This is a genomic window from Miltoncostaea marina, assembly GCF_018141525.1.
In the GTDB taxonomy this organism is placed as follows: domain Bacteria; phylum Actinomycetota; class Thermoleophilia; order Miltoncostaeales; family Miltoncostaeaceae; genus Miltoncostaea; species Miltoncostaea marina.
Genome location: NZ_CP064655.1, coordinates 302,728 through 329,685 on the forward strand (window position 1 = coordinate 302,728; position 26,958 = coordinate 329,685).

The window sequence follows — 26,958 nt, forward strand, 5'->3', positions numbered from 1 at the left end:
GCGTCAGGACGAGGCCGACTCGGCCCGCAGCAGCGCCTCCATCGCCGCCCGCCCGACCAGCATGTCGCCGGGGCCCGGCTCGCGGGTGACGAAGCCCGACTGCACCGCGTGGCCCACGCCGTGCACGAGGCGGGAGACCGGGTGCGCCGGCCGCCGCGCCGAGAACGAGAACACCTCGACGGCCGCGCCGATGCTGACGCCGGCGATCGCCGCGCGCGCGCCGATCGCCCGGCGGCCGAGCCGCCGCGCGACGGTGTTGCCGAGCGTCGTCGCCACCAGCAGCGGCAGGATGAGGTTGCTGCCGCAGCGGTCGTGCTCCTTCGCGTGGCCCTCGGCGTTGACGATCTCATCGACGCCGCCCGCCTCGTAGGCCGCGATGCTCTTGTGCTCGACCGCGTGCCAGACCGCCGCCCGCGAGCCGCGCAGCGTGACGAGCGCCGGCGCCAGCCCCGCGACCGCGCCGACCGCCTCCTGGGCCAGGATCGAGCGCAGCCGGCGGCGCGCCACCGCCGCGACGACCGTTGCGCCCAGCGCCACGCCCATGCTGCCGCGGTCCTCCATCGCGAAGCGGGCCTGGGGCAGGCCGCGCCGGACCGCGGGCAGGACGGCGAAGGCCTCGCCCAGCCGCACCAGGCCGCGGGCGACGGGCAGGTCGGTCAGGCGGCCGGCGCGCAGCAGGCGCTTGCGGCCGGACGCGACGACCACGCGGCCGTCGGCGTCGCGCACGGCGGCGGCCCAGTGCTTCGGCCCGTGCACGAGCAGGCCGTTGGCGAGGGCCATGCCGCCGAGTCGGTTGGCGCGTGGGGGCTCGGACATTCCCGGAGCGTAGCGTGGCCCGCGGCGCGGGCTACCGCGCGCCGCGCAGGGCGACCGTCCGCGCCGACCGCCCGGTGTCGGCGGTCAGGGCGTGCCGGCCGGCGCCGAGCGCGTCGCGCAGCCGCGCCGGCAGCGCGACGGTCACCGCGCGCCGCCGCGGCGTCACCATGGCGGCCGCCACGACCGGACCGCCGCCGCGGCGCAGCGTCAGCAGCACCCGGCCCGGCCGCGACAGCGCGAGGCGCACGCGCGGCGCCGCGCCGCCGCGGCGCGCGACGCGGAGCGCCCGCACGACCGGCCGCGCGGGCGCCCGGAGGGTGCGGGCGAGCACGGGCTCGCTGCCGCTGGACCCGATCGGCTCGCTGATCGCGAGCATGTCGCCGGCCGCGTCGACGCGCAGCCACGTCGCCGGCTGGTCGGCGACGACGGGGCGCGACAGCCAGCGGCCGCCCGCCGGCCTGCGGGCCAGCCGGGTGCCGTCCTCCGCCGCCATCACCGTGTCGCCCAGCGGCCCGACGGCCAGCGCGTCGACGCAGCATCCGGCGCCCGTCACGGCCCGCGGGCGGCTCCACCGCCCGCCGGGCGCGCGCGTGAAGGCGCGCACGCCGGGCCGCACCGCCGTGCCGCTCGTCACGAGGACCGCGGTGCCCGCACCGTCGACGGCCAGCCCCGACACGCCGAGGGCCCCCGCCCGCCCCACGTGCGCGGGCCGGCTCCACCGCGCCGCGCCGCGCCGGTGCTCCGCCGCCACGATGCGGCCGGCAGGCGCCTCCCACGCGACGGTCCCGCGCCCGGCGGCGTCGACGGCCGCCGCGAGGCCGGACGGGCTGCCGGCGAGCCGCGCGATCGTCCGCGGCGGGGACCAGGCGCCGCCGGGGCGGCGGTCGGCGGCCACGACCGCCGAGCGGCCTGCGGAGCGACGGGCCCAGGCCACGAGCACGTCGCCCGAGGCGCCCGCCGCCACGACCGGCCCGCGGGTGACGCCCCGCGCCCCCGCGAGGCGTCGCGTGCTCCGGGCGCCGTCCGGCGGACGCGTCGCGACGCGCACCGCCCCGTCGGCGAGCCAGGCCGTCGCCGTGGTGCCGTCCGGGGCGACGGCGGCGGACCGCCGGTCGCGCATCGCGAGCGGCCCGGCGGGCGCGCCGGGCCACGCGTCGCCGGGCCGCGCGGCGCCCTGCGACCACGGGCCCGCCGGCGGGCGCGCCGCGCGCACGAGCCGCGACGGCCCGGCGACGGCGCAGTCGTCGCGGACCGCGAGCAGCACGTCCGCGGCCCCGGCCCGGTCGAGGCTCGCCTCGAGCACGTCCCCGCAGCCGGTCAGCGTCACGGCGGGGCCCCACGCCGCGGTCGCCCCGGCGGCGGGCGCGACGGCGAGGGCGAGGACGGCGCCGGCGAGGAGGCCGCCCGCCCGCCTCACGGCCGGGCCCGGCGCGCCTCGAGGCGCCGCTCTGCGGCGAGCCGCCCGGCGGCCGGGTCGCTGGCGTCGACGAAGGTCATCATCGCGGCGATCGCGCGGTGGCCGGCGACCTCCGCGATCTGCCGGTGCATCTCGCGCGCCACCGCGCGGTACGACTCGTGGCCCTGCGGCTGGCTGCGCAGCTCGACGAGGTGCATGGCCTCCCGCGCGTTCATCGTCATCGTGAATCGGATGCGGTGGGCGAGGGTGACGGCGTAGGCGGCCTCGTGTGGGAACGGGCCGGTCAGCGCGTCGTGCAGCTCCGTGCAGCGCGCCTGCACCGCGGCGTAGGCGCCGGCCCCGCCGGCGGCGGCGACCTCGTCGGGCACGTCGTAGCCCAGCCGCGGCGTGAGGGGCTGCGCCTGCAGGGTGAGCATGCGGTGGCGCTGCAGGTCCCGGTACGCGCCGTAGTCGCAGACGACGTCGAAGGTGTAGGTGGTCGCCTCCAGCGCCCGCCCCGGGCGCTGACGGCGGTCGCCGCGCTCGCCGGCCCACTCGGCGAGCGCGGCGGCGCGCGCCGGCGGGTCGAGCGCCAGGACGCGGCTGCGCACGTCGGCCAGCGGGCGCCCGCCGGCCGGCCAGAGGGCGTGGGCCAGCACGCGCGCCTCGCCGTCGGGATCGAAGTCGACCAGCCGCACGGAGGCGCCGGCCGGGGCGTGGGCCGGGTCGCCCAGCAGGCGGTCGGCGAGCTCGGCGGCCGCGCGGTCCACGCCGGCCAGGTACTCCCCGTGGGCCACCCCGCGGTCCGGCCGGTCGACGCGGGTGAGGAAGGCCGGGATCACCTTGCGCAGCTCGCGCAGCATGGCGGCGGCGCAGTCGCGCGCCTCGGGCAGCGGGTGCGCCGCCATGCGCACGATCATGGCCTCGTAGGCCTGGCCCGAGGCGAAGATGCCGACGTTCGCGGTCGTGGCGGCGGGCAGCAGGCCGCGCAGCAGGTCGAGCGCCTTGGCCCGCACCGCGCGCTCGCGCGCCGCGGGCGGCGTGCCGGGGTCGTCGGGCACGCCGGCGGCGACGTGCTCCACCAGGCGCGGCAGCAGCGCGGCGTAGCCCTCGAAGGCCGCGTCGAGCGCGGCGGTGTACGCCGGCCCGAGCTCCGGGTGGGCCAGCACGGCGGGCGGGCGGTGGTAGCGGTAGCGGCCGCCCGGCCGGTCGGTGAACGCGATGTACCGCGTCGACTGCTCGAGGTAGCTCGCGAGCCGGCCCCACTGGAGCACCTTGGTGAGCAGGTTGGACGCGCCCTCCACGGCGAGGTGGGCGGCGCCGAGCTGGGCCACGGAGTCGTCGCCGTACTCGGCGAGCACCCGCCCGTAGAGCGCCTCGGCGCGCTCCGAGCCGACCTCCGCCGCGGGCGCCGCGGGGCCGCCGTCGCCGGGCATGAACTCGTCCAGCAGCAGCCGCCGCAGCGACTTGGGGCTGCGCGAGTAGCGGGCGAACAGGGCGCCCTTCACGACCTCGGGGAGCCCGGTCAGCGCGAACACCGGGCCGGTCGTGTCGGTCACGAACGGGGCGAGCCGTTCGCGCTCTCGTGCGTCCAGGTCGACGTTGGTCAATTCATGCCATCCGGGGGGGTACGGCGGGCCACGTGCTCCGGCATCCTAGTGCCGTGCTCCGCCGCCCCATCGTCGCCCTGTCAGCCGCATGCGCGCTCGGCGCGGCCGCGCTGGGCGGCGCCGGCGCGGGGGAGCGCCCCGCCGCGCCTGCGCCCTCGGCCGAGCCGGCGCCGCCCCCGGCCGTCTGCCGCACCCCGCCGGCGGGCGCCTGGCCCGCGGTGGGCGACGCGGGCGCCGTGCCCGACCTCACGCCCTACCAGGACCACCTCGGCGCCCTCGGCGCCGGCGGCGCCGCCCGGGGCGCCGGCGTGCGCATCGCCGACGTCGAGTACGAGTGGCGCGAGCGCCACGTGGAGCTCGCCGGCCGCGGCCTGGCCGCCGGGCCCCTGACGGGCCTGCCCCCGGAGTACCGGTCGGCCGACCACGGTACGGCGGTCCTCGGCATCCTCGGCGGCGAGGACGACGGCGCGGGCATCAGCGGCATCGCGCCCGACGCCGAGCTCGTGCCCGTCGCGCCGCACTCGGCGGCCGGGGGCTACCGGCCCGCCGAGGCGATCCGCGACGCCGCCGCGCGCCTGGCCCCCGGCGACGTGCTGCTCGTGGAGCTGCAGGGGATGGTCGCGCAGGGGCCCGCCGACCCGGGCGTGCCGCGCTATACGCCGATCGAGTTCCTGCCGGGGGTGCGCGCCGCCATCCGCGAGGCGGTCGACGCCGGCATCACCGTCGTGGAGCCGGCGGGCAACGGCGACGGCGACATCGGCGCGCTGGCGCCGTGGCTGGCCGGGCCCGACGCGCCCGACCACAGCGGCGCCATCGTGGTGGGCGCCGGCGGCGGCGCGCAGGACGACTCGCCCGCCGCCGACCGTCAGCGCATCGAGGGCTCGAACTTCGGCGCCCGGGTCGACCTGCAGGGCCACGGCGCCGGCGTGGTGACGAGCGGCTACGGCGACGCGGGGTGGGGGGCGTCGGGCGACCGCTCCTACACGGCCTGCTTCGACGGCACCTCGAGCGCGGCGGCCACCGTGGCGGGCGCCGTGGCCGTGGTGCAGAGCGCCGAGATCGCACGCGACGGCACGCCGCTCACGCCGGCCGAGGTGCGCGACCTGCTCGTGGCCACCGGCGCGCCCCAGGTCGCCCCGGAGGAGGGCCGCATCGGCCCGCGGCCGGACGTCGCCGCGGCCGTCGCGCGGCTCGGCGCCGGGCTGCCGGCATCGCCGCCCGCGGGCGAGCCCGCGCCGCCGCCCTCGCCACCGCCCGCGCCGCCCGCGCCCGCGACCGCCCCCGCGGTGACGGCCGTCGCGCCCGCGGCCGGCGCGGCGGGCGCCCGCGTGCGCGGGGCCCGGGCGGTCCGCCGGGTCGCGGCGGTCCGGCGCGTCCGCGCGTCGGTGGACCGCCGGGCCGGCCGCCTCGTGCTGCGCCTGTCCGGCCTCGCGCCCCGGGCCACCGTGCGCGTGGGCGGGCGCCGGGTGCGCGTGGCGCGCGGCCGCGCCGTCGTGCGCGACCCGCGCCTGCGACGCGCCGCGACGCGCCGCCTGATCGTGACCGTGACGGCGCCGCGGCGCGCCGGCGTCACCTACGCCGGCGCGCGCATGCGGGTGGTGGTGCCGCCGCGCGGCGCGCCGCGCGTGGCGCGGCTGCGCGGCTGAGCCCGGCGGGCCGCCGGGCTACCAGGAGTAGCCCGTCGCCCCGCTCGTGTCGGTCTGGTCCATCGGCCACACCTCGGGGAGGTCGACCGCGAAGTTGCCCTCCTCGTCGGCGTGCTTCTCGTGCCATTCGGTGAAGTTCGGGATGGAGAAGCCCACGACCCGGAACGAGTGGCGGTCGACCCGCACGATGAGCTCGCGCTCGGGGTCGAGCACCGCGAGCGCCGGCTGCGGGATGCCGTACGAGCAGTGGTAGGCGTCCTTCTCCTTGTCGTACCTCGTCATCGCGTCGGACGGCGAGTGCGTGCCCGCGCCGACGGCGGAGGCGGGGCCCTCCGGCGGCTCCTCCGGGGGCGGCGCGCCGGGGCCGGGTGGCGGGGTGGTGCTCATCGGTCTCCTCCCAGGAGGCGTCCAGCGATTGCGCGAACCTGCTTGCCGTCGGCGGCCGAGCCGACGCGGCCCATGACGGCCTTCATCACGCGGCCGAGGTCCGAGGGCCCCGAGGCCCCCTCGGCGGCGATGACCTCCGAGACGACGGCCTCGATCGCGGCCTCGTCCATCTGGGCGGGGAGGTACGGCTCGAGCACGGCCATCTCGGCCGTCTCCTGCTGCACGAGGTCGTCGCGCCCGCCCGCCCGGAACTGCTCGATCGACTCGCGGTGCTGCTTGACCAGCCCGCGCAGCACGCGCGCGGCCCCGTCGTCGCCGAGCGGCCCGCGGGCCTCGATCTCGGCGTTCTTCAGCGCGGCCCGCGCGCGGCGGATCGCGCCGACGCGCAGCTTGTCGCCGGCGCGCATCGCGGTCTTGAGGTCCTCATCGAGGCGGGCGGCGACGCCCGTCGTGTCCTGTGCCATCCGTCACATCCTCCCGTCGCGGTCGACCCTAACGAGCCGCGCCGCGGCGCGCCGCCGCCCGAACGGCCGGTCGAGCAGCCAGAACAGCGCCAGGGCCAGCGCGGCGGCGCTCGCCACGTACCAGGGCCAGGGGCCCATCAGGTCGAGCAGGCTGCCCCTGCCGGGCGGCTCGCGCAGGAACATGTAGTTGCCGTCGAACGCCCACGAGGCGAGCCCCGCGGCCACGGCGACGGGCACGGTCCACGCGACGACGCGCAGCGGGGCGCCGGGGCGCGGCGTGCGGCGCAGCCCCCACGCCAGCAGCGTGGCCGCCGCGAGCACGCCCGAGTGGGCCACCACGAACCACCACCAGCGGTAGTCGGGGAACGAGCGGCCGAGGTCCGGCGTGATCAGCGCCTGCAGCGTGGCGGTGAAGGCCCAGAAGTACGTCAGCTCGAACGCCAGCGGGGAGGGGCGCCACAGCGCCGCGATCGCGACCAGCGTCGCCACGTCGGTCAGGTGCACGGGCAGGTCGTCGCGCGCGGAGAGCCCCACGTCGAGGTGGTGGACCACGGTGAAGACCACCTCGTTCGCCAGCAGGAGCGCCGCGAGCGCCCACCCGGCCAGCCGCGGCCACCGCGCGTCCGCGGGCGCGCGGCGCGCCCCCGCGCCGATCGCCACGCAGGCCACGGCCGTGCCCGCCAGGACCGCGAGGTGCTCGGCGGAGAAGGCGTCCATGCGGCGGCTCGGCTAGAAGGGCTGGTCGTCCTCCCGCAGGCGGGCGCGGATGGCCCGCAGGCGGGCCGACAGCTCGCCCTCGGCGCCGCGGTCGGTGGGTTCGTAGAAGACCCGGTCCTCGAGGCCCTCCGGCATGAGCGAGCCCTCCACCACGGCGTCGGGGTGGTCGTGGGGGTAGACGTAGCCGGCCCCGTGCCCCAGCCCGCGGGCGTTGGCCACGCTCGCGTCGCGCAGCGCCAGCGGCGGCCGCCGGGCGCCCTCGCGCTCCACCTCGGCCAGGGCGGCGTCGATGGCGCGGTACGCGGCGTTCGACTTGGGCGCGAGCGCGATGTACGTCGTCGCCTGGGCGAGCGAGATGCGCGCCTCCGGGAGCCCCACGAACTCCACGGCGCGGCCGGCGGCCACGGCGACCTGGAGGGCGCGCGGGTCGGCGTTGCCCACGTCCTCGCTGGCGGCCACGATGAGCCGCCGCGCGATGAACTTGGGGTCCTCGCCGCCGCTCAGCATCACGGCGAGGTAGTAGATCGCCGCGTCCGGGTCGCTGGCGCGCAGGCTCTTGATGAACGCCGAGATGGTGTCGTAGTGGGCGTCGCCGGCGCGGTCGTAGACGACGGCGCGGCCGCCGGAGGCGGCCCGCACCGCGTCGAGCGAGATGGCGGCGCCGTCGGTCGTGCCGGCGGCGGCCGCCTCGAGCAGGTTGAGCGCGCCCCGGGCGTCGCCGCCCGCGCGGGCCACGATCGCGTCGCGGGCCTCGGGGGTCAGGCGCACCCGCCCGGCCAGGCCCCGCTCGTCGGCCGCGGCGCGGTCGAGCAGGCGCCCCACGTCGCGGGGGCCCAGCGGCTCCAGCACCCACACGCGCATGCGCGACACGAGCGCCGCGTTGACCTCGTACCAGGGGTTCTGGGTGGTGGCGCCGATGAGGGTGACGAGGCCGTCCTCGACCGCCGGCAGCAGGGCGTCCTGCTGGGCGCGGTTGAAGCGGTGGATCTCGTCGAGGAAGAGCACCGTGCGGGTGCCGGCGGCCAGGCGGTCGCGGGCCCGCGCCATGGTCGCCCGCACGTCGGCGACCGTGGCCGACACCGCAGACAGCTCCTCGAACGCGGCCGAGGTGCTGTGGGCCACGACGCGGGCGAGGGTCGTCTTGCCGCTGCCCGGCGGCCCGTAGAGGATCATCGACGGCACCCGGTCGGCGACGATCGCCTCGCGCAGCGCGCCGCCGGGGCCGAGCAGCGCCTCCTGGCCCACGACCTCGTCGATGCGCTCCGGGCGCATGCGGGCGGCGAGCGGCCGCGAGCGCTGCAGGCGCGACTCGACCGCCTCGCCGAAGAGGTCGCCCTGCGGCGGCCCGCCGCCGCGGCGGGCCATCAGACCGCCTCCCCCGCCCGGCGCCCGGCGGGCAGCGCGAGGGCGAGCAGCCCGCCGATCAGCGGCAGCGCCGCGACGCCCCACAGGGCGGCCTCGCGGCCGGCCGCGTCGGCGAGCGCGCCGAAGATCGCCAGGCCCGGCGGGGCGGACCCGATCGCGCCGAAGCCGATCATCAGCCCGGCCGCCAGGGCGAGCTGGTCCGGCATGTACTCCTGGCCCATCACCACCGTCACCGAGAAGGACGACATCAGCACGAAGCCCGCGGCCGCCAGGGGGACGATCGCCGGCGCCCCGTCCAGCAGGATGAACGCGGCGAGCAGGGGGCCCACCACGGGCATGCTCCAGACCAGCATCCGCCGCCCGCCCACCCGGTCGGCCAGCCAGGCGCCGGCGAGGGTGCCGGCGGCGCCGGCGCCCGAGAAGGCGACGACCGCGAAGCCGGCCGCCTGGTCCGAGAAGCCGCGCTCGTCGGTCAGCAGCAGCGGCACCAGCGCGAGGGCGCAGAACTGGGTCCACGTGCGCATGCTGGTCACGAGCAGGAGCAGGGCCACCGCGCCGGTGCTCGCCCGGCGCACCGCGCGGGCCGCGCGCGGCAGCCGCGGCGGCACCGGCACGGCGAGCCGGCGCCGCTCGGCGTGCAGCCACGCGGCGACCACCACGCCGGGCACGAGGAAGACGAGCGTGGCCCGCGCGTCGAGGACGGGGATGAAGAGCGCGGCGATGAGCGGTCCCACCGCGAAGCCGGCGTTGCCGCCGAGCATGAACCAGGCGACGCCCGTCGCCTTGCGGTCGGCCGAGATGGCGTTGGCGACCCGGGCGGCCTCCGGGTGGAAGGCCGCGATGCCGAGGCCTGAGCCCACGATGCAGGCGAGCACCCCCGCGTAGCCGCCCGCCACACCGGCCAGGGCGAGGCCGGCGGCCGCGACCGCCACGCCGCCCCACAGGAAGGCCGGCGTGGCGCGCCGGTCGGCCAGCATCCCGAAGAACGGCTGGATCGCCGACGAGATCAGCAGCGACGCGCCCAGGATCATGCTGGCCGCCAGGTCCGAGAGCGCGTAGATCGCGGTGAAGACCGGGATGAGCGCCGGCACGGCGCCCACGGTCGCGTCGATCACGAAGTGTCCCGAGGCGAGCAGCGCGATGCCGCGGCGGTCGATCGCGCCGCCGTCGGCGCGGGGGCGGGCGACGGCGGGGGCGGTCGCGCTCATCGCCTCACTCTAGGGCGTACCGTGACGGCGTGGACCCGGAGCGCCGCATCACCGGCGACGACGTGGCCGCCGCGCTGCGGGCGCCCGGCGGCGAGCGCGCCGACGCCGCGGCGCTGCGCCGCCGGGTGGCGCCGGACGACGCGTTCGGGAGCTACGAGGAGCTGCTGCGGGCCTGCCCGCCCGAGGCCATCGGCCTCAGCTCAGGGGCGCACGCCGCCCTCTTCGCGGTGCTCTTCGGCGAGTTCGAGTGAGCCCGCGGCGCCGACGCCCGGCATCTCGGCCAGGGCGTCCTCGATGCTCTCGCCGCGCGAGCGCCAGAAGGAGGCCCGCGACAGGAGGTCGTAGCAGCGCGCCGCGATGAGGGCGAAGCCGAGCGCGGACAAGATCAGCACGACCGGGGTCATGGCCCCGTTGTCCGCGCCGAGGACGCCGATCGGCGTGTCGAGCCGGGCGTCGGCCACCGGCGCGTAGACCAGCCCCAGCGCGAGCACGGTCAGGATCCACAGCGGCACCGCCTGCACGAGCCAGTGGCGCCGCAGCAGCCGCGTGGTGACCAGCTCGTGCACGGCCATCAGCGCGATGCCCGCGAGCAGCGTGGCGTTGAGGCCGGTCGGCCCCGCCGTGTCGCCGATCACGCCGAGGGCCTCCTGGGTGCTGCCGACCTCCTCGGCCTCGCCCTGGATGACCGTCCCGAGCACGTGGTTGAAGTCGAGCGTCGTGTGGCCCTGGCGGAACGCGCCCTGGACCATGATCAGGAAGACCACGGCGCCCACCGCCCCGCTCACGAGGGGCGCGGCGATCGCCCTGCCGATGCGCGGCAGCGGGCCGGGGTCGGTGCGGCGGGCGCTCACGCCGGCTCCTCCGCGCCGGGGTTCGCGCGCAGCCACGACACGCGCAGGAAGAGGTCACGGTCGCTCATGTCCTGCTCCAGCTCGAACGCGGTGCCGCACAGGGGGCAGGCCGTGAAGGGCTGGAACGACGGGATGCCCTCCGCGTCGGTCCTGCCGGTGGGCATGAGCAGCAGGTCGCCCCAGCAGTCGGGGGTGGGGCAGCGCATGCGCGCGTCCACGTTGGCGAAGGCGCTCTTGGGGAGTGAGGTCATCGCTCGGGGCATCCTCCCCCCTGCAGGCACTACATTTCCTGAAGCAACGGGGGCGCCGCCAGGCGTCGCCCGCGGACCCGGGAGATCGAAAAGGGTAGAATCCCGGGTAGAATCACTGGTTACGAGCCGCAGCACGGGAGACAGCATGGCGCGCAGCTACCAGGATCTCCTCGCGACAGCACGCGAGCAAGTGCCGGAGGTGCAGGTCCCCGACCTGGCGTCCCGCCGGGAGGCGGGCGACGCACCCCTGGTCATCGACGTCCGCGAGCAGAGCGAGTGGGACGAGGGACACATCCCCGGGGCGGTCCACATCCCGCGGAGCTTCCTCGAGAGCCGGATCGCGGGCGTGGCCCGTCCAGACCAGGAGATCGTGCTGGCCTGCGCGTCGGGCAACCGCTCGCTGCTCGCCGGCACCACGCTGCGCCAGATGGGCTTCGAGAACGTCACCAGCCTGGCCGGCGGCTTCCAGCGCTGGAAGCAGAGCGGCCAGGACTTCGACGTGCCGCGCACGCTCACCCCCGAGCAGCGCTCGCGCTACTCGCGCCACGTGCTGATCCCCGAGGTGGGCGAGGAGGGCCAGCTCAAGCTGCTCGACTCGAAGGCCCTGCTCGTGGGCGCCGGCGCGCTCGGCTCGCCCGCCGCGTTCTACCTGGCCGCGGCCGGCGTCGGCACGCTGGGGCTGGTCGACGACGACGTCGTGGACGCCAGCAACCTGCAGCGCCAGATCATCCACACCACCGACCGCGTCGGCATGAACAAGGGCGAGTCGGCCCGCACCTCGATCGAGGCGCTCAACCCCGGCGTGACCGTCAACACGCACCAGTTCCGGGTGGACAAGTCGAACGTGCTCGACCTGATCGCCGACTACGACGTGATCATCGACGGCACCGACAACTTCCCGACCCGGTACCTGATGAACGACGCCGCGCTCATGGCGCGCAAGCCGCTGGTGCACGCGAGCATCCTGCGCTTCGAGGGCCACGCGTCGGTGTTCCGGCCCTACGACGGGCCCTGCTACCGCTGCCTGTTCCCCGAGCCGCCGCCGCCCGACATGGCGCCCTCGTGCGGCGAGGCGGGCGTGCTCGGTGTGCTGCCCGGCGTGATGGGGGGCATCATGGCCACGGAGGCCATCAAGCTCCTCCTCGGCATCGGCGACACCCTGTCGGGCCGGCTGCTCATCTACGACGCCCTCGAGATGTCCTTCACCGAGCTCAAGATCCGCCGCGACCCCGACTGCCCCGCCTGCGGCCCCGAGGCGCGCCTCGAGTTCCGCGACTACGACGCGTGGTGCGCGGGCGTCCCGGCGCAGTCCTCGATCGCGGTCGGCGCATGAGCGTGGTCCGGATCCCGCCGGTGCTGCGCCAGGCCACCGGCGGCGAGCGCGAGATCGAGGTCACGGGCTCGACCGTGAGCGAGGTGCTGGAGAGGCTCTACGAGCTCCACCCCGCCGTGCGGACCCAGCTCCAGACCGACGACGGCGAACTGCACCGCTTCGTGAACCTCTACCTCAACGACGAGGACCTGCGGATGATGTCCTGGCTCGACACCGAGGTGTCCGAGCGCGACACGCTGCTGATCCTCCCCGCGATGGCGGGCGGCGCCGGGTCATGACGGCCCACGCGGGGCTCGCCCCGCCGTCGCTCGCGGTGGCCCCGGACGTCATCGCCACCATCGGCGACACGCCGCTCGTCGAGCTGCGGCACATCTCGCCAAACCCCGAGGTGCGGATCCTCGCCAAGCTCGAGAGCCACAACCCGACCGGCTCCATCAAGGACCGCACCGCGCTGGCCCTCATCGAGGACGCCGAGCGGCGGGGGGCGATCAAGCCCGGCGACACCATCATGGAGCCGACCTCCGGCAACACCGGCATCTCCCTCGCGATGATCTGCCGGGTGCGCGGCTACAGGCTCGTGGCCGTGATGCCGGAGAACGTCACCGAGGAGCGCCGCCAGCTGCTGCGCCTCTACGGCGCCGAGATCGTGGAGACCGACGGCGAGTTCGGCTCCAACGGCGCGGTCGACGTCGCCAAGCGCCTCGCCGCCGAGAACGGGCTCTACATGCCGTTCCAGTACGGCAACGAGGCCAACCCGCGCGCGCACTACGAGGGCACCGCCGAGGAGATCGTGCGCGACTGCCCGGAGCTCGACGTGTTCGTGGCCGGCCTCGGCACCGGTGGCACCCTGATGGGCTCGTCGCGGCGGCTCAAGGAGCACCGGCCGGACGTCCAGATCGTGGCGTGCGAGCCGCTGCAGGGCGACCCAGTCAGCGGCCTGCGCAGCCTGGACGACGGCTTCGTGCCGCCGATCCTCGACCTCTCCCGGCTCGACCGCAAGCTGCTGGTCGGCAACCGCGACGCGATCCTCATGACGCGGCGGCTCGCGGCGGAGGAGGGCATCTTCGCCGGCGTCTCCTCGGGCGCGGTCATCCACACCTGCGCCCGCATCGCGTCCCGCATGACCCGCGGCACGATCGTGGGCATCGTCTGCGACGGGGGCTGGAAGTACCTCTCGTCGGGGCTCTGGACCGACGACGTCGACGATGTCGAGGACACCCTCGACCGCGGCATCTTCTGGTAGCCGGGCGCGGACGTCGATGAGGCTGCCCCGTCCCCTCGCGGAGGAGCTGGTCGCGCACGCGATCGCCGACCTCCCCAACGAGTGCTGCGGCATGATCTCCGGCACGGACGGCGTCGCGCGCCGCGTGCACCGGGCGACCAACGCCGAGGCGAGCCCGTTCATGTACGTCATGGACGGCCGCGAGCAGCTCCGGATCATGGACGCGATCGACGACGCCGGCGAGGACCTGATCGCGATCTACCACTCGCACACGCGCTCGGCGGCCTACCCGTCGCGCACCGACGTCGAGCTGGCCTTCTTCCCCGACACGCTCTACCTGATCGTGTCGATCGCCGACCGCGACGCGCCCGACATCCGGGCGTTCCGCCTCAGCCGGGGCGCGCCGGAGGGCGAGCAGATCGCCGAGCAGCCCGTGGAGATCGCATGAGGCGCAGGATCGCCGTCGCCGCGTCGGCCCTGGCGACGGCGGGCGTGCTCGCCGGCTGCGGGGGCGGGTCGACCGTCACCGAGACCGTCACCACCGACCAGCTCCCCCGGACCGCGACCACCGCGCCCGCGCCCTCGACGGCCGCCACCGGCACCACGGAGGGCGCCGAGGGCGGCCTGACCGGCGAGGACCTGCCCGCGCTCGCCGGCGTGCCCGGCGTCGGGTCGGGGTCGGACCGCGACCTCGACGACGCGGGCGAGTTCGTCGACGCGCTCTACCAGGCGGGCGACCCGGTCAAGCCGCAGGCCGAGGCGCGGCTCGAGGCGGCCGGCTACGCCGACGGCGTGCTGCGCGACCAGATCGGCTCCGACCCCTCGACCGGCATCGCGCTGCTGCGCAGCTACGTCGTCGAGCTGCGCGACGAGGCGGCCGCCCGGGGCGAGGTGGAGGACGCCACCGACGAGGTCGAGTCGGCGTCGAGCGCCGCCTCGCGCGACCTCGAGGTGCCGGAGATCCCGGGCGCGCGCGCGATGCGGCTCGACGTCGACCAGGGCGGCGTGCAGGGCGCCGTGGCGTTCGTGACCTTCGCGGTGGGGCCGCGGCTCTACGGCGTGCAGGGCGTGGCCGGCGCCGGCGAGCTGCCCCAGGACGAGCTGCTGCAGGCGGCCCGCGACCTCTACGCCGAGGTGTCGGCCACCCCGTAGCCGCCGGCGGGGCGCGGCGCGACCAGCGCGCCGGCGTCCTCGCGCGGGGGCGGGTGGGTGCCCTCGTCGTCGAGCAGCAGGTAGAGGGCCGCGGCGAGCAGCGCCGCGGCGAGCAGGATGCCGGCGATGAGGCGGGCGCGCGATCCCATCACCGGGCACGATCGCACGCCCGGGCGCCGGCGTGCAGCCGGCGCCCGGGCGGCGTCCCTCTAGGCCTCGGCCGGCGCCTCGGCGGCGGGCTGCTCCTCGGCCGGCGGCTCGGCCGCCTTGCGGCGGGTGGTGCGCCGCTTCGGCTTCGGGGCCTCCTCCTCGGCGGCCGGCTCGGCCGGCGCCTCGGCGGCGGGCTGCTCCTCGGCCGGCGGCTCGGCCGCCTTGCGGCGGGTGGTGCGCCGCTTCGGCTTCGGGCCTCCTCCTCGGCGGCCGGCTCGGCCGGCGCCTCGGCCGGCGCCTCGGCGGCGGGCTGCTCCTCGGCCGGCGGCTCGGCGGCCTTGCGGCGGGTGGTGCGCCGCTTCGGCTTCGGGGCCTCCTCCTCGGCGGCCGGCTCGGCCGGCGCCTCCGCGGCGGGCTGCTCCTCGGCCGGCGGCTCGGCCGCCGTGCGGCGGGTGGTGCGCCGCTTCGGCTTCGGGGCCTCCTCCTCGACCGCCGTGGCCATGGGCGCGCCCTCGACGGCCGCGGGGCCGGCGGGCTCCTCGACCGCCGCCTCGACGGGCGGCTCCTGGGCGGTCGTGGCGCGGCGGCGCACGCGCCGGCGCGGCGCGGCGGGCGCCTCCTCGGCGGCCTCGGCGGCGGGCTCGGCCGGCGCCTCCTCGGCGACCGGGGCGGCCTCGACGAGCTGGTCGCCGTGCGGCCGCTCGATCGACTCGTCGCTGGGGACGGGCCCGCCGGCGGCGGGGCCCTCGTCGGGGGCCGGCACGAGCGCCTCCGGCTCGGCGGCCGCCCGCTTGCGGCGGCGCCGGCGCGGCGCCTCCGGCTCGGCGTCGCCCTCGGCCTCGCCCTCCGGCTGGGCCTCGGGCGCCTCGGCCTCCGGCTGCGCCTCGGCCTCCGCGGCCGGGGCCTCGGCCGGCTCCTGCGGCGCGGCCTCGGCGCCGGGCGCCTCCTCGCCGGCGAGCGGCTCGAGGTCCGCCACCGTCGGCTCCGGCTCCGCGGCGGCGCCGCGACGGCGACGGCGGCGCGAGCTGCGGGCGGGCGGGCCCTCGGCCGGGACGTCGCTGAGCTCGGCCAGCTCGGGGATGTCCTCGCCGAGCTCCGGGCCGAGCATGATCATGTCCTCGTACGAGATCGGCTCGTCGAGGGGCGGCAGCGTGCCGAGGTCCACGTCGGGGGTCGGGGTCACGACGACCTCGAACACCTCGGCCTCGCCGGCGCGCGCCTCGGCGGCAACGTCGCCGGTCGCGGCGCCGGCCTCGCCGCGGCCGCGGCCGCCGCGCCGGCGGCGGCGCCGGCCGCCCTCCTGCGACTCCTCGGCGGGCCGGTCCTCGGCCGCCGCGGGCGGTGCCGGCGGGGGCACCGAGGCCGGCGAGTCGCTCAGCTCCACCCGGTAGGTCCCGCTGCGCGGGTCGGTCTCGAGCCGCACGAGCCCCGTGCGCCCGGCCTCCTCGAGGAACTTCGAGAACGTCGAGAACCCGTGCTCGCTCTCGTCGAACGCCGGGTACTTGCGGCGCATCGAGTCCTTCACGATGCTCGCCAGGGCCCACTCGACGCCCTCGCGCTGCAGCGCGGTGAGCGTCTCCTGGAGCAGGCTCATGGGGTCGAGCTGGGCGCCGCTGCTGCCGACGCGCCGGCCGCCGTCGCGCCCGCCGGCCGCGCGGGCCGCGAGCAGGTCGTAGAAGATGAACTCGTCGCAGTTGGCGATCAGCAGCTCGCTGGCCGACTCGCGGTTGCCCACCCCGATCACGCGCTTGTTGAGCTCGCGCAGCTTGCCGACGAGGGGCGTGAAGTCGCTGTCGCCCGAGACGATCACGAAGTTGTCGACGTGCTCGCGGCTGTAGGCGAGCTCCATGGCGTCGACGGCCATCTGGATGTCCGCCCGGTTCTTCGCGCCCTCGCGCGCGGACGGCATCTCGATGAGGCTCAGGCCGGCGTTCTGCAGCTCGTGGCGCGCGTCGCGGTACCGGCTCCAGTCGGCGTAGGCGCGCTTCACCAGCACCCGGCCCTTCTCGGCCAGGCGGTTGAGCACCAGGTGGATGTCGAAGTCGCCTCGTCCCTTGGCCCCGGGGCGGGCCATGTTCTCGAAGTCGACCAGCACGGCGAGAGAGCTCTCGTGCTCGGCCATCGGGGTCCTCCAGATCTGTGGGGCCGCCCTGGGGCGGCGGGTCAGGCGGCGTGAGCCGGGGGCCCGCGCGTACGCAGGCGGGCGGATGCTACCAGCCGTCCGCCATCCCGCTTCCGGGGCACCCGGCCCGGCCAAGGGGCTCGCCGCATCCCTAGAATCCCCTGGACACGTCTCTCGGGCACCGGCAGGTGCGGAATCCGCGTCAAGGGAACGCTTTACATGACCACTCAGCAGCCGACGGCCACAACCGATGCTCCGGGGTCGGGGAACGAGACCCTCACGATCGTCGACAACCGCACCGGCCAGAGCTACGAGCTGCCGATCACGGACGGCACGATCCGCGCGACGGAGCTCCGCCAGATCAAGGTCTCCGACGATGATTTCGGCCTGATGACCTATGACCCGGCGTTCATGAACACCGCGTCGTGTCGCAGTGAGATCACCTTCCTCGACGGCGACGCCGGCGTACTCCGGTACCGCGGCTACCCGATCGAGCAGCTCGCGGAGAAGAGCTCCTTCCTCGAGGTCGCCTACCTCCTCGTCTACGGGGAGCTGCCGAACCAGCAGCAGCTCGACAGGTGGGTGCACGACATCACCCACCACACGTTCGTCCACGAGAACGTGCGCACCTTCATGCAGGGCTTCCGCTACGACGCGCACCCGATGGGGATGCTGCAGTCGAGCGTCGGGATGCTCTCGACCCTGTACCCGGAGGCCAAGGACCTCACGGACGAGGAGAACAACGAGCTCCAGATCGTCCGCCTGATCGCCAAGATGCCGACGCTCGGCGCCTTCGCGTACCGCCACATCACGGGCAAGCCGTTCGTCTACCCGAACAACGAGCTGTCCTACAGCGAGAACTTCCTGTCGATGCTCTTCACGACGGGGGTGCCGCAGTACACGGTCGACCCGCGCATCGTGCGGGCGCTCGACGTGCTCTTCATCCTCCACGCCGACCACGAGCAGAACTGCTCGACCAGCGCCGTGCGCAGCGTCGGCTCCTCGCAGGTCGACCCGTACTCGGCGGTCGCCGCGGGCGTCAGCGCCCTCTACGGCCCGCTGCACGGCGGCGCCAACGAGGCCGTGCTCAAGATGCTCCGCCGCATCGAGCGGGTCGAGAACATCCCGGACTTCATGGAGGGCGTGAAGGCCGGCAAGGAGCGCCTGATGGGCTTCGGCCACCGGGTCTACAAGAACTTCGACCCGCGGGCGACGATCATCAAGAAGGCCTGCGATGACGTCTTCGAGGTGACCGGGGTCAACCCGCTCCTCGAGATCGCGGTCGAGCTCGAGAAGATCGCGCTCGGCGACGAGTACTTCGTCAAGCGCAAGCTCTACCCGAACGTCGACTTCTACTCGGGCCTGATCTACGAGGCGCTCGGCATGCCCGAGGACATGTTCACCGTCCTCTTCGCCATCGGCCGCACGCCCGGCTGGGTCGCCCAGTGGCGGGAGATGCTCGGCGACAAGGACCAGAAGATCTCGCGCCCGCGCCAGGTCTACGTGGGCCCGGGCGAGCGCGACTACGTGGAGATGTCCGCCCGCTAGCGGGACCGTCGCCGGCGGCCGCCCCCACGGGCGGCCGCCGGCCGGCTACCGCGACCGCGCCGGCGCGGTCGCCCGCTCGGCGACGGCCTCCAGCAGGCCGATCAGCCGCGCCAGCTCGTCGTCGTCCAGGCCGTCCCAGACGTCGCGCATGACGCGCTCGCGCCCCGGCAGCGCCTCGTCGGCGAGCTCCGCGCCCGCCGGGGTCACGTGGGCCTGCACCATGCGGCCGTCGCTCGGGTGCGGCCGGCGCTCGACGAGCCCCGAGCGCTCGAGGCCGTCCACCAGCTTGGTGACGTTGGGGCGGGTCACGCCGAGCTCGTCGCCGAGGTCGTGCAGGCAGGCCCGGCCGCCCCGGGCGCACAGCAGCACCTCGAGCACCTCGAGCTTGGCGTCGGAGACGCCGTAGCCCGCGGCGTGGCGATCCAGCTCGCGCCCCGTCGCGCAGGCGACGCGCTCCAGCGCCTCGATCGCGCGGCGGGCGAGCCGTGCCCGATCCTCGCCGTCGGCGGGGGTCGTTGACCGGTTCATCACCTGGACCGTACCACCACCCGGCGGCGGCGGGCCACGCCCCGTCGCTGTAGGATCCCGCCCATGCCGGATCCCCAGGAGCAGATGCGCCAGACGGCGCGCGAGATCGGACAGGAGCTGTCGCGGGCGCTCGAGCAGGCCGCCCGCCTGGCCAAGGCCGCGGGCGAGGACCTGTCGCGCCTCGTGGGCGACGCGCGGGGGCCGTTCGGCGGCCGGCGCGGCGCCGGCCCGCACGCCTCGCCGGCGGACGCGATCCGCGAGATCGCCCGCCTGCGCGACGAGGGCCTGATCACCGAGGACGAGTTCCAGGCCAAGAAGACCGACCTCCTCTCGCGCGTATGAGCGCGGCACCGGAGGGCTGGGCGGAGCTCGTCGGCGGGCTCGAGCAGCACGTCTCACCCGAGTGGTCGCGCCACGCGCACGAGCACGGCGGCCAGGGCTGGATACGCCTCATCCTGCTGGTCGATGCGCACCACCAGCTCTCGACGCCGCGGGTGGCGGAGAAGGTCGCCATGACCATGGCCGACCTCGCCGCCGACCGCGAGGGCGAGCGCGCCGGCTGGGAGGCGGTGCGGGTCAAGGCGGAGGCCGAGCGCATGGAGCTGGTCGCCCGCGTGGTCGACTCGTCCGAGACGCTGCTGCCGGACGAGCTGCTGCCGCTGTTCGTCCGCTCGATCGAGCCCACGCCGCCCGGGATGTGACCACGGCCGGCGGCCACCCCAGCGACGAGGATCGCGAGCGGGCGGCGCTGCCGGTGCTGGAGCGGCTGCTGGCCGCGAGCCGGGCGCGGGACCTCGACGCGCTCGCCGGGTGCTACGACCAGGACGTCGTGTGGCTTGCGGCCGAGGGCACGACCCGCGGCCGCGGGGACGCCGTCGCCCGCCACTCGGCGATCGCCGCGGCGGCCACCGGGTGGTCGCCGCCCCAGCAGGCCGGGGCCAAGGCCGCCCTGCGCTGGTCGGGCGCCGACGGCCTCGAGGGCGTGATCGTCGTCGAGGTCCGCCGCGGCCGGGTCATCTTCGCGGCCACGGGGTAGCACCGCCCAGGTCGTCCGGCTTCGCAGGACGACCTGGGCTGCGTCGAGCCGAGGAACGCCCCGGGCGCGCCGGCCGGAATGGCTCCCGCCTTCGGCGGGGGCGCGCCATTCCGGCAATCGCCCCTCAACCGCGCGGCTCCGCCGGCGCTTCGCGCCGTCGGGGCGCGCCGCGCGGCGAACTGGTCGCGGTGCAGGTCGGCGAGCTCTGATCGTCCCGCCCAGGCCCTCCGGCCTCGCAGGGCGGCCCGGGCTGCGTCGAGCCGAGGAACGCCCCGGGCGCGCCGGCCGGAATGGCTCCCGCCTTCGGCGGGGGCGCGCCATTCCGGCAATCGCCCCTCAACCGCGCGGCTCCGCCGGCGCTTCGCGCCGTCGGGGCGCGCCGCGCGGCGAAGTGGTCGCGGTCCGCTCCGACCGGGGGTGGTCGCTGATCCTCAGGCGCCCGCCGCCCGGAGGGCCGCCGGGGCGTAGAGGGCCGACAGGCGGCCGCCGCCGCGGCGGGGCTCGTCCACGTCGAGGATCGCCAGGGAGCCCCTGCGGAAGGCGACGACGCCGCCCGCGGTGAGGTCGGCGACGACCTCGGAGAGGTCGGGCTGGTGCCCGCAGACGAGGACCGCCTGCGCGCCGGGGTGCTCCAGGATCACGTCGGCGAGGGCGTCCAGGTCCATCCCGGGGGCGAGGCGGCGGTCCTGACGGGGCGTCCCGCCGAGGGCCTCGCAGACGATCGCGGCGGTCTGGGCGCAACGCGTCAGCGGGCTCGAGAGCACCACGTCGGCGGCGACGCCGAGCGCGGTCATGCCGCGGGCGGCCTGCGCCATCCGGGCGGCGCCCTCCTCGGTGAGGGCGCGCGGGGCGTCGCGGAAGCCCGTCGCGGGGCCCGCGTCCTCGGCGATCCCGTGGCGCAGGAGAAGGAGGCGCATGGGCCGCTGCGCGGCCCCCGGCACGTCGCCGGGGGCCGCGGCCGGGTTCAGTCGATCATCCCGTAGGCCGGCAGCGTGAGGAACTCGACGAAGTCGTCGGAGGTCGAGATCTCGTCGAACAGCTTGGCCGCGCGGTCGAAGTACTCGTGCAGCTCCTGCGGGTACTGGTCGTGGATCTTCTCCAGCTCCTCCGCCAGCACGGCGCGGAACAGCTCGGCGTCCACCGTGCGGCCGTCCTCCAGCACGCCGCGCGGGCTGTGGATCCACTGCCACACCTGGCTGCGGGAGATCTCCGCGGTGGCGGCGTCCTCCATCAGGTTGTTGATCGGGACGCAGCCGATGCCGTTGAGCCAGGCGCCGAGGTACTGGACGCCGACGCTGATGTTGGTGCGCAGGCCCTCCTCGGTGATCGGGCCCTCGGGCTCGAAGGTCAGCAGGTCCTGCGCCGTGATCGTGACGTCCTCGCGCAGGCGGTCGAGCTGGTTCGGGCCCGGCATGACCTTGTCGAACGCCTCGAGGGCGATCGGCACGAGGCCCGGGTGGGCGACCCAGGTGCCGTCGTGGCCGTTGCTGGCCTCGCGCTCCTTGTCGGCCCGCACCTTGGCGAGGGCCTCCTCGTTGGCCTGCGGGTCGTTCTTGATCGGGATCTGGGCCGCCATGCCGCCGATCGCGTGGGCGCCGCGGCGGTGGCAGGTCTGGATCGCGAGCAGCGAGTACGAGTTCATGAAGTGCGTGGTCATCGTGACCAGCACGCGGTCGGCGAGCACGAAGTCGGGACGGCTGCGGAACTTCTTGATGACGCTGAAGATGTAGTCCCAGCGGCCGCAGTTGAGGCCGGCCGAGTGGTCCCGCAGCTCGTAGAGGATCTCCTCCATCTCGAACGCGGCGAGGATCGTCTCGATGAGGACGGTGGCCCGGACGCTGCCCTGCGGCACGCCGATCTCGTCCTGCGTCATGACGATGATGTCGTTCCAGAGCCGCGCCTCGAGGTGGCTCTCCATCTTGGGCAGGTAGAAGTACGGCCCCGAGCCCTTGGCGAGCAGGTTCTTCGCGTTGTGGAACATGAACAGCGCGAAGTCGAAGATGCCGGCCGAGACCTTCGTGCCGTCGATCAGCACGTGCTTCTCGTCCAGGTGCCAGCCGCGCGGGCGCACGAGCAGCGTGGCGAGCGTCTCGCCGAGCCTGTACTCCTTGCCGCCGCCGCTGAAGGTGATCGTGCCGTCCACGGCGTCGCGCAGGTTGATCTGCCCCTGGATCGTGTTCTCCCAGGTGGGCGTGTTGGCGTCCTCGAAGTCCGCCATGAACACCTTCGCGCCCGAGTTGAGCGCGTTGATGATCATCTTGCGGTCGACCGGGCCGGTGATCTCCGTGCGGCGGTCCTGCAGGTCCGCCGGCGCGGGGGCGACCTTCCAGCTCGGGTCCTCGCGGATGTGCTTCGTCTCGGGCAGGAAGTCGGGCATCTCACCGGCGTCGAGGCGCTTGGCGCGCTCGTCCCGCCTGGCGAGCAGCTCCTGACGCCGCGACTCGAAGTTCCGGTGCAGCTTCGCCACCAGCGCCAGCGCGTCGCTGGTGAGGATCTCCGCCATCTCGGGCGTGACCTCGGCGGTGACCTGGACTCCTTCGGGTGGGGCGATCGTGCTCATGGTTCGGGGCGCACCTTTCCTCGACGCGTCAACCCCCAGAGGCTAACGGTCCCGCCCCCTCCGTGCAGGGACGACGCGTCCCCGGGCGCCCCGCTCAGGCACCCGCCGGCACCTGGGCGACGAGCACGGTGGCGATGAGCACGATCACCAGCGCCAGGGCGAGCTCGGCGCTCGCCGTGCGGCGCACCAGGCGCAGCGTCGGCGCGTTGGGCCGGCGCACCCGCGCCAGCGCGGCCACGATGCGCCGGTTGTAGAGCGCGATGACCGCGATCGGCACCAGCAGCGCGAGCTTCCAGAGGATGCTCTGGCCGTAGTCGCTGCCCCAGAGCTGGGCCGGGTCGTCGAGCTCGCCGAGCGTGCGCACGAGGCCCGAGGCGATCGCCACGGCCACGGCGACGGACGCGACCGCCGAGAAGCGGGTCAGCACGCGCGCGGCCAGCGCGGGCCCGCCGCCGGGCGCGACCTTCGGCAGGCGCACGTGCACGATCGCGACCAGCGCCAGGCCGGTGAGCCAGACGGCCACCGCCACCACGTGCACCAGGTGGGCGCCGATCTGCACGGCGGCCCAGTCGGCCACGCTGGCGTGCCCCTGGGCCGCGATGCCGCCGAGCACGCTGAGCAGCAGGGCGGCCATCAGCACGGCGGCCCATGGCGGGCCGCTCGCCGTGGCGGCCTTCGGGGTGCCCGCGCCGCCGTACTCGCGGATGAAGAGGATCGCGCCGATCGCGAAGAGCCCGAACAGCAGCGCGCCGCGCAGCTGCACCAAGGAGCCGAAGCGCGTGTCGCCGAGCACCTGGCTGATGCCGGTGGCGTCGCGCAGCGCCGACAGCACGTCGGTGCCGAGCACGCCGGCGGTGTGCACCACGAGCAGGTAGCCCTCGGCGAGCATCGCGCCCAGGGCGAGCACGCCGAAGCCCACCCAGAAGGCGTCGCGGCCCCACGTGAGGGCCGCCGTGCGGTCGGCGTCGGAGACGTCGCGGCCGCCGCGCACGGCCGGCGCCCACACCAGCCAGCGGAAGGCCAGCAGGCCGATCAGCCCGCCGAGGCCCACGATCTCGAGGAACCGCGAGCTGGTGCCCCAGGCGCTCGTCTCGCTGGGCCCGCCCGAGCCGTCGCCCTCGAACCACGGCGGCCCGAGCTCGCCGTCGCCGACGCCGAACACCCAGACGCCCGGGATGATGTGCGAGTCGGCGCCGATCACCTTGTAGCGCACGGTGTAGGTGCCGTCCGGCAGGCCGGGCTGCAGCGGGATCTGCAGCTGGCGCGTGTCGGTGCCGCGCCGCGCGGCGCCGGCGCTGACCGGCTGGCCGTCCTCGTCCACCACGTCGGCGTCGCCGAGGTTGAGCAGCTCGATCGGCTCGTTGAAGTTCATCAGGAGCACGTCGGGCGCCGTCTGCACCTTCGCGTCCTTCGCCGGCGTGCTGCTGACGAGGTAGGCGTGCCCCAGCGCAGTGCCGCTCGCGGTGAGGAACGCCGCCAGCGCGGCGACGACGAGGAGGATCCGGCGCATCCGCCCGATGGTGGCGCCCGGGCGGGCGCGGCGCAACCGGCGGCGGGTCCCGAGGTGGTAGCGTGCCGCCCCGGATCGAGCCGAGGAGGGCACGTGCCCCAGCTCCTTGAGGGGAAGACCGGCCTCGTCGTGGGCGTGGCCAACAAGCGCAGCATCGCCTGGGCGATCGCCCGCAAGCTCGACGAGGCGGGCGCGCGCCTGGTGTTGACCTACCAGAACGAGCGCACCGAGAGCGAGGTGCGCAAGCTCGCCGCCACGCTGCGCGACTGCGCCGCCGTGCTGCCGCTCGACGTGCAGGACGACGCCCAGATCACGGCCGCCACCGGCCAGGCCGCGGAGGCGCTCGGGGGCGGCTTCGACGTCCTGGTGCACGCGGTGGCCTACGCGCGCCCCGAGGACCTCGGCGGCCGCTTCATCGACACCGCGCGCGACGGCTTCCACCTCGCGCTCGACGTCTCCGCCTACTCGCTGGCCGCGCTGGCCCGCGAGGCCGAGCCGCACATGCGGGCCCGCGGCGGGGGCTCGGTCATGGCGCTCTCGTACATCGCGGCCGATCGCGCGGTGCCCGGCTACAACGTGATGGGCGTCGCCAAGTCGGCGCTCGAGTCGATCGTCCGCTACCTGTCGTGGGACCTCGGCGACGGCGGGATCCGGGTCAACGCGATCTCGGCCGGGCCGGTGCGCACCCTGGCGGCGCGCGGCATCCCCGGCTTCGGGACGATGGCCGACCGGGCCGCCGAGCGCACGCCGCTGCGCCGCGAGATCACCCAGGACGAGGTGGCCGACACCGCGCTCTTCCTGGCCTCGCCGCTGTCGGCGAGCATCACCGGCGAGACGATCTTCGTCGACGCCGGCTTCCACGCCATCGGCTTGTAGGCCCCGGGGCCCAGCCGATGCGCATCGGCGTCGTGGCGGACACGCACGTGCCCGACCTCCTGCGGGCGCTGCCGGACGAGGTGTGCGACGCCCTCGCCGGCGCGGACCTGATCCTGCACGCCGGCGACGTGACCGCCCCGGCCGTGCTCGACCGGCTGCGCGCGATCGCGCCCGTCGCCGCGGTGCGCGGCAACCACGACCGCGGCCGCCAGGGGCGGGCGCTGCCGCGCGACCTGGTGGTGCGGGCGGGCGGCCTGCGGATCGGCCTCACCCACGGTCACCGCCCCGCCCCCGCCGAGCTGGCGGCCGGGGTGGGCTCGCTCGTGGCGGGCCGGCCGCCGCTGGGGTCGTTCGCGCGCGCGGCGCGGCGGCGCTTCGGCGACGTGGACGTCGTGGTGGTCGGCCACCTGCACGTGCGGGTGCACGAGGTGGTGGAGGGCGCGCTCGTCTTCTCCCCCGGCGCGGTCTACGTGGCCGAGCACGACCCCGCCTTCGACTGGAGCACGCCGAAGGGCCGGCTCTACCGCCGGCACCGCTCGGGCCTGCCGGCCGAGGCGATCGTCCCGGCGGTGGGGGTGATCGAGCCCGGCCCCGCCGGGCCGGTCGCGCGCACGATCCCGCTGCGGAGGCCGCGGGGGTGAGCGCGCCCGCCCCGCCGGCGATCGACGCCGCCGAGGCGCGGGCCATCGAGGCGTGGTTCGCCCGCAGGGTGCGTGGCGAGCGGCGGGCGCTGGCCGGGCCGCCGCCCGGCGCCGAGCTCGCGCGCGACGTGCGGGGCGCGCCCGCCGCGCCGCCGGCCGGCGCGCGGCGTCGCGCCGGCGGCGCCGCCGCTCGGGCGCATGGCGCGGCTCAACCTGGCGGTGTCGCTGCTCGTGCCGCGGCCTGCGGGTGCTGGCCGTCGGCGCCGTGGTGGGCGCCGCCCTCCTCGCGCTGGGCCTGGCGATCGTCGATCGGTCGCTCACCGAGGAGTCGGTCGGCCGGCCGCCGAACGTGCTGCCCGCCGTCGACCTCGCCGGCCGCGAGGTGGTGCTGACCGAGGCGCTCGTGCGGGTGGCGACGATGCTGGGGGGCGTCGCGGTCCTCCTCCTCGGCGCCGTGGCGCTCGGCGAGGAGCGCTACCGGCGCCGCGTCCTGGACGACGAGCTCGCCCGCGCGCGCCGGGTCATGGCGGCGTGGTCGTACCACCGGGGGGCGCCGGCGGCGCCACCGGCGGGTCCCGGTCGAGGCCCGGCAGCTCGCGCGTGACCAGGCCCTCGTCCGCGTACCAGCGCACCGCGCGCCCGATCCACTCGCGGGGCGCCGTGTAGGCCAGGCCCAGCTCGCGCCGCGCGCGCGAGCCGTCGTAGGCGTGCCCGTGCAGCAGGGTGCGCACCATCTCGCGGCACACCGGCGGCCGGCGCCGGCGCGCGCGGGCGAGGGCCTCGGCCCCGGCGGCCATCGCCAGCGCGACGCCGCCGGGCAGGGTCCGCGGGCGCTCGCGCACGCCGGCGATCGACTCGAGCAGCTCGAGCGCCTCGGTCACGGTCATCGTGGTGCCGCACAGCAGGTAGCGCTCGCCGGGCGCGCCGCGGCGCTCGGCCAGCAGGTGGCCCTCGGCGCAGTCGTCGATCGAGACCAGCGACATGCGCGAATCGACCACCAGCCGCAGGCGGCCGTTGAGCGCGTCGATCAGGATGCGGGCCGTGCCCTTCGTGCGGCCGGGGCCCTGCACGGAGGCCGGGTTGACGCTCACCAGCTCGAGCCCGGCGGCCCGCGCCTCGGCGAACGCGACCTCCTCCGCGAGCGTCTTCGAGCGCTCGTAGTGGGAGAGGAACGTGCCCCGGTGGGGCGTGCGTTCGGTGGCCACGGTGCCCCGGGGCTCGCCGATCGTCGCGGCCGACGAGGTGTGCACCACGCGGCGCGCGCCGGCGGCCGCCGCGGCCCGCACGACGTTGCGCGTGCCGTCGACGTTGAGCGCGAACAGCTCCGAGGGCCGGGGCAGGCAGAAGCCGTTGAGCCCGGCGAGGTGGTAGACGACCTCGCAGCCGTGCATCGCGCGCCCCAGCGAGGCGGGGTCGAGGATGTCGCCGCGCACGGGCTCGGCGCCCGCCGCGGCGAGCGCGGCGGCCGAGGCGTCCGAGCGCGCCAGCGCCCGCACGGGGCGGCCCTCCGCCACCAGGCGGTCGAGCACCGCGCGCCCCACGAACCCGGCCCCGCCGGTGACGAGCACG

31 protein-coding genes are annotated in these 26,958 nt (G+C 76.3%); 14 read left to right on the forward strand and 17 right to left on the reverse strand.

Features of this window, described 5'->3' with window-relative positions; translation table 11 throughout:
• Positions 1-3 precede the first annotated feature (3 nt).
• From ITJ85_RS01470 to ITJ85_RS01480, 3 genes are read right to left on the reverse strand one after another with little or no spacing between them, the layout of a single operon-like run.
• Positions 4-816, reverse strand: coding sequence for a DUF1385 domain-containing protein (locus ITJ85_RS01470; RefSeq protein ID WP_217914586.1), 813 nt, complete (start codon positions 814-816; stop codon positions 4-6).
• Between the two features lie 31 nt (positions 817-847).
• Positions 848-2,233: a hypothetical protein gene (locus ITJ85_RS01475; protein ID WP_217914587.1), complete on the reverse strand. Its 1,386-nt coding sequence runs from the start codon at positions 2,231-2,233 to the stop codon at positions 848-850.
• Positions 2,230-3,822 carry an FAD-dependent thymidylate synthase gene (locus tag ITJ85_RS01480; protein WP_217914588.1) on the reverse strand — a complete coding sequence of 531 codons (1,593 nt, stop codon included), beginning with the start codon at positions 3,820-3,822 and terminating at the stop codon, positions 2,230-2,232. Before ITJ85_RS01480 ends, ITJ85_RS01475 begins: the two co-directional genes overlap by 4 nt.
• Positions 3,823-3,875: 53 nt before the next feature.
• On the opposite strand from ITJ85_RS01480, the gene ITJ85_RS01485 reads away from it, so the two are divergent.
• Complete coding sequence (locus ITJ85_RS01485; RefSeq protein WP_217914589.1) at positions 3,876-5,468, forward strand: S8 family serine peptidase; 1,593 nt, start codon at positions 3,876-3,878, stop codon at positions 5,466-5,468.
• An 18-nt stretch (positions 5,469-5,486) separates the two neighbouring features.
• Here ITJ85_RS01485 and ITJ85_RS01490 read toward each other — a convergent pair whose 3' ends face one another.
• The 5 genes from ITJ85_RS01490 to ITJ85_RS01510 are packed head-to-tail and all read right to left on the reverse strand — an operon-like array spanning position 5,487 to position 9,609.
• Positions 5,487-5,855, reverse strand: a complete 369-nt coding sequence (locus ITJ85_RS01490) for a hypothetical protein (RefSeq protein ID WP_217914590.1) — start codon at positions 5,853-5,855, stop codon at positions 5,487-5,489.
• A complete protein-coding gene (locus ITJ85_RS01495; RefSeq protein WP_217914591.1) occupies positions 5,852-6,319 on the reverse strand; it encodes a GatB/YqeY domain-containing protein in 468 nt (155 codons plus the stop codon). Before ITJ85_RS01495 ends, ITJ85_RS01490 begins: the two co-directional genes overlap by 4 nt.
• 3 nt (positions 6,320-6,322) lie before the next feature.
• Entirely contained in the window at positions 6,323-7,036 is a 714-nt protein-coding gene (locus ITJ85_RS01500; RefSeq protein ID WP_217914592.1) for a YwaF family protein, read from the reverse strand.
• A gap of 12 nt (positions 7,037-7,048) precedes the next feature.
• Positions 7,049-8,401: a replication-associated recombination protein A gene (locus tag ITJ85_RS01505; protein ID WP_217914593.1), complete on the reverse strand. Its 1,353-nt coding sequence runs from the start codon at positions 8,399-8,401 to the stop codon at positions 7,049-7,051.
• Positions 8,401-9,609 (reverse strand): MFS transporter, encoded by a 1,209-nt coding sequence (locus ITJ85_RS01510; protein ID WP_217914594.1) that lies wholly within the window; start codon positions 9,607-9,609, stop codon positions 8,401-8,403. The genes ITJ85_RS01505 and ITJ85_RS01510 overlap by 1 nt, the downstream gene beginning before the upstream one ends.
• Before the next feature lie 29 nt (positions 9,610-9,638).
• Here ITJ85_RS01510 and ITJ85_RS01515 point away from each other — a divergent pair, with 29 nt between their 5' ends.
• A complete protein-coding gene (locus tag ITJ85_RS01515; RefSeq protein WP_217914595.1) occupies positions 9,639-9,860 on the forward strand; it encodes a hypothetical protein in 222 nt (73 codons plus the stop codon).
• Here ITJ85_RS01515 and ITJ85_RS01520 read toward each other — a convergent pair.
• Positions 9,810-10,460, reverse strand: a complete 651-nt coding sequence (locus tag ITJ85_RS01520; RefSeq protein ID WP_217914596.1) for a hypothetical protein — start codon at positions 10,458-10,460, stop codon at positions 9,810-9,812. The genes ITJ85_RS01515 and ITJ85_RS01520 overlap by 51 nt on opposite strands.
• Entirely contained in the window at positions 10,457-10,711 is a 255-nt protein-coding gene (locus tag ITJ85_RS01525) for a hypothetical protein (RefSeq protein ID WP_217914597.1), read from the reverse strand. Before ITJ85_RS01525 ends, ITJ85_RS01520 begins: the two co-directional genes overlap by 4 nt.
• A 145-nt stretch (positions 10,712-10,856) precedes the next feature.
• On the opposite strand from ITJ85_RS01525, the gene moeB reads away from it, so the two are divergent.
• The 5 genes from moeB to ITJ85_RS01550 are packed head-to-tail and all read left to right on the forward strand — an operon-like array spanning position 10,857 to position 14,418.
• Positions 10,857-12,044: a molybdopterin-synthase adenylyltransferase MoeB gene (moeB, locus tag ITJ85_RS01530; protein ID WP_217914598.1), complete on the forward strand. Its 1,188-nt coding sequence runs from the start codon at positions 10,857-10,859 to the stop codon at positions 12,042-12,044.
• Positions 12,041-12,322 (forward strand): MoaD/ThiS family protein, encoded by a 282-nt coding sequence (locus ITJ85_RS01535; protein ID WP_217914599.1) that lies wholly within the window; start codon positions 12,041-12,043, stop codon positions 12,320-12,322. The genes moeB and ITJ85_RS01535 overlap by 4 nt, the downstream gene beginning before the upstream one ends.
• Positions 12,319-13,287 (forward strand): PLP-dependent cysteine synthase family protein, encoded by a 969-nt coding sequence (locus ITJ85_RS01540; protein WP_217914600.1) that lies wholly within the window; start codon positions 12,319-12,321, stop codon positions 13,285-13,287. The genes ITJ85_RS01535 and ITJ85_RS01540 overlap by 4 nt, the downstream gene beginning before the upstream one ends.
• 16 nt (positions 13,288-13,303) lie before the next feature.
• Positions 13,304-13,714, forward strand: a complete 411-nt coding sequence (locus tag ITJ85_RS01545) for a M67 family metallopeptidase (protein WP_217914601.1) — start codon at positions 13,304-13,306, stop codon at positions 13,712-13,714.
• Positions 13,711-14,418 (forward strand): hypothetical protein, encoded by a 708-nt coding sequence (locus ITJ85_RS01550; RefSeq protein WP_217914602.1) that lies wholly within the window; start codon positions 13,711-13,713, stop codon positions 14,416-14,418. Before ITJ85_RS01545 ends, ITJ85_RS01550 begins: the two co-directional genes overlap by 4 nt.
• Here ITJ85_RS01550 and ITJ85_RS01555 read toward each other — a convergent pair.
• Together ITJ85_RS01555 and ITJ85_RS01560 are read right to left on the reverse strand one after the other, a co-directional pair.
• Complete coding sequence (locus ITJ85_RS01555; RefSeq protein WP_217914603.1) at positions 14,391-14,567, reverse strand: hypothetical protein; 177 nt, start codon at positions 14,565-14,567, stop codon at positions 14,391-14,393. The genes ITJ85_RS01550 and ITJ85_RS01555 overlap by 28 nt on opposite strands.
• Complete coding sequence (locus ITJ85_RS01560; RefSeq protein WP_217914604.1) at positions 14,567-16,690, reverse strand: NYN domain-containing protein; 2,124 nt, start codon at positions 16,688-16,690, stop codon at positions 14,567-14,569. The genes ITJ85_RS01555 and ITJ85_RS01560 overlap by 1 nt, the downstream gene beginning before the upstream one ends.
• A gap of 219 nt (positions 16,691-16,909) precedes the next feature.
• Here ITJ85_RS01560 and ITJ85_RS01565 point away from each other — a divergent pair, with 219 nt between their 5' ends.
• Complete coding sequence (locus ITJ85_RS01565) at positions 16,910-18,238, forward strand: citrate synthase (RefSeq protein WP_217914605.1); 1,329 nt, start codon at positions 16,910-16,912, stop codon at positions 18,236-18,238.
• 45 nt (positions 18,239-18,283) lie between these two features.
• Here ITJ85_RS01565 and ITJ85_RS01570 read toward each other — a convergent pair whose 3' ends face one another.
• Positions 18,284-18,766: a MarR family winged helix-turn-helix transcriptional regulator gene (locus ITJ85_RS01570; protein ID WP_217914606.1), complete on the reverse strand. Its 483-nt coding sequence runs from the start codon at positions 18,764-18,766 to the stop codon at positions 18,284-18,286.
• Between the two features lie 63 nt (positions 18,767-18,829).
• Between ITJ85_RS01570 and ITJ85_RS01575 the strand changes: the two genes are divergently transcribed.
• The 3 genes from ITJ85_RS01575 to ITJ85_RS01585 are packed head-to-tail and all read left to right on the forward strand — an operon-like array spanning position 18,830 to position 19,802.
• The gene (locus tag ITJ85_RS01575) at positions 18,830-19,108 is read left to right on the forward strand and encodes an SHOCT domain-containing protein (protein WP_217914607.1); all 279 of its coding nucleotides are present in this window, start codon (positions 18,830-18,832) and stop codon (positions 19,106-19,108) included.
• Positions 19,105-19,467, forward strand: coding sequence for a hypothetical protein (locus tag ITJ85_RS01580; RefSeq protein ID WP_217914608.1), 363 nt, complete (start codon positions 19,105-19,107; stop codon positions 19,465-19,467). The genes ITJ85_RS01575 and ITJ85_RS01580 overlap by 4 nt, the downstream gene beginning before the upstream one ends.
• The gene (locus ITJ85_RS01585; RefSeq protein WP_217914609.1) at positions 19,464-19,802 is read left to right on the forward strand and encodes a nuclear transport factor 2 family protein; all 339 of its coding nucleotides are present in this window, start codon (positions 19,464-19,466) and stop codon (positions 19,800-19,802) included. The genes ITJ85_RS01580 and ITJ85_RS01585 overlap by 4 nt, the downstream gene beginning before the upstream one ends.
• A 431-nt stretch (positions 19,803-20,233) precedes the next feature.
• On the opposite strand, the gene sixA is transcribed toward ITJ85_RS01585, so the two are convergent.
• The 3 genes from sixA to ITJ85_RS01600 form a co-directional block, all read right to left on the reverse strand.
• Positions 20,234-20,719, reverse strand: a complete 486-nt coding sequence (gene sixA, locus ITJ85_RS01590; protein ID WP_217914610.1) for a phosphohistidine phosphatase SixA — start codon at positions 20,717-20,719, stop codon at positions 20,234-20,236.
• A gap of 47 nt (positions 20,720-20,766) precedes the next feature.
• The gene (gene aceB / locus ITJ85_RS01595; protein ID WP_217914611.1) at positions 20,767-22,362 is read right to left on the reverse strand and encodes a malate synthase A; all 1,596 of its coding nucleotides are present in this window, start codon (positions 22,360-22,362) and stop codon (positions 20,767-20,769) included.
• Between the two features lie 94 nt (positions 22,363-22,456).
• Complete coding sequence (locus ITJ85_RS01600; protein WP_217914612.1) at positions 22,457-23,872, reverse strand: copper resistance CopC/CopD family protein; 1,416 nt, start codon at positions 23,870-23,872, stop codon at positions 22,457-22,459.
• A gap of 93 nt (positions 23,873-23,965) precedes the next feature.
• On the opposite strand from ITJ85_RS01600, the gene ITJ85_RS01605 reads away from it, so the two are divergent.
• The 3 genes from ITJ85_RS01605 to ITJ85_RS01615 all read left to right on the forward strand — a co-directional run bounded on the left by ITJ85_RS01605 (position 23,966) and on the right by ITJ85_RS01615 (position 25,993).
• On the forward strand, positions 23,966-24,748 hold the full coding sequence (locus tag ITJ85_RS01605; protein ID WP_217914613.1) for an enoyl-ACP reductase FabI: 783 nt from the start codon (positions 23,966-23,968) through the stop codon (positions 24,746-24,748).
• A gap of 17 nt (positions 24,749-24,765) precedes the next feature.
• Positions 24,766-25,389: a metallophosphoesterase family protein gene (locus ITJ85_RS01610; RefSeq protein WP_281412213.1), complete on the forward strand. Its 624-nt coding sequence runs from the start codon at positions 24,766-24,768 to the stop codon at positions 25,387-25,389.
• A gap of 247 nt (positions 25,390-25,636) precedes the next feature.
• A complete protein-coding gene (locus ITJ85_RS01615) occupies positions 25,637-25,993 on the forward strand; it encodes a hypothetical protein (protein WP_217914615.1) in 357 nt (118 codons plus the stop codon).
• Here the strand turns inward: ITJ85_RS01615 and ITJ85_RS01620 are convergent.
• The gene (locus ITJ85_RS01620; RefSeq protein ID WP_217914616.1) at positions 25,911-26,957 is read right to left on the reverse strand and encodes an NAD-dependent epimerase/dehydratase family protein; all 1,047 of its coding nucleotides are present in this window, start codon (positions 26,955-26,957) and stop codon (positions 25,911-25,913) included. The two genes, ITJ85_RS01615 and ITJ85_RS01620, sit on opposite strands and share 83 nt — an antisense overlap.
• Position 26,958: the final 1 nt, after the last annotated feature.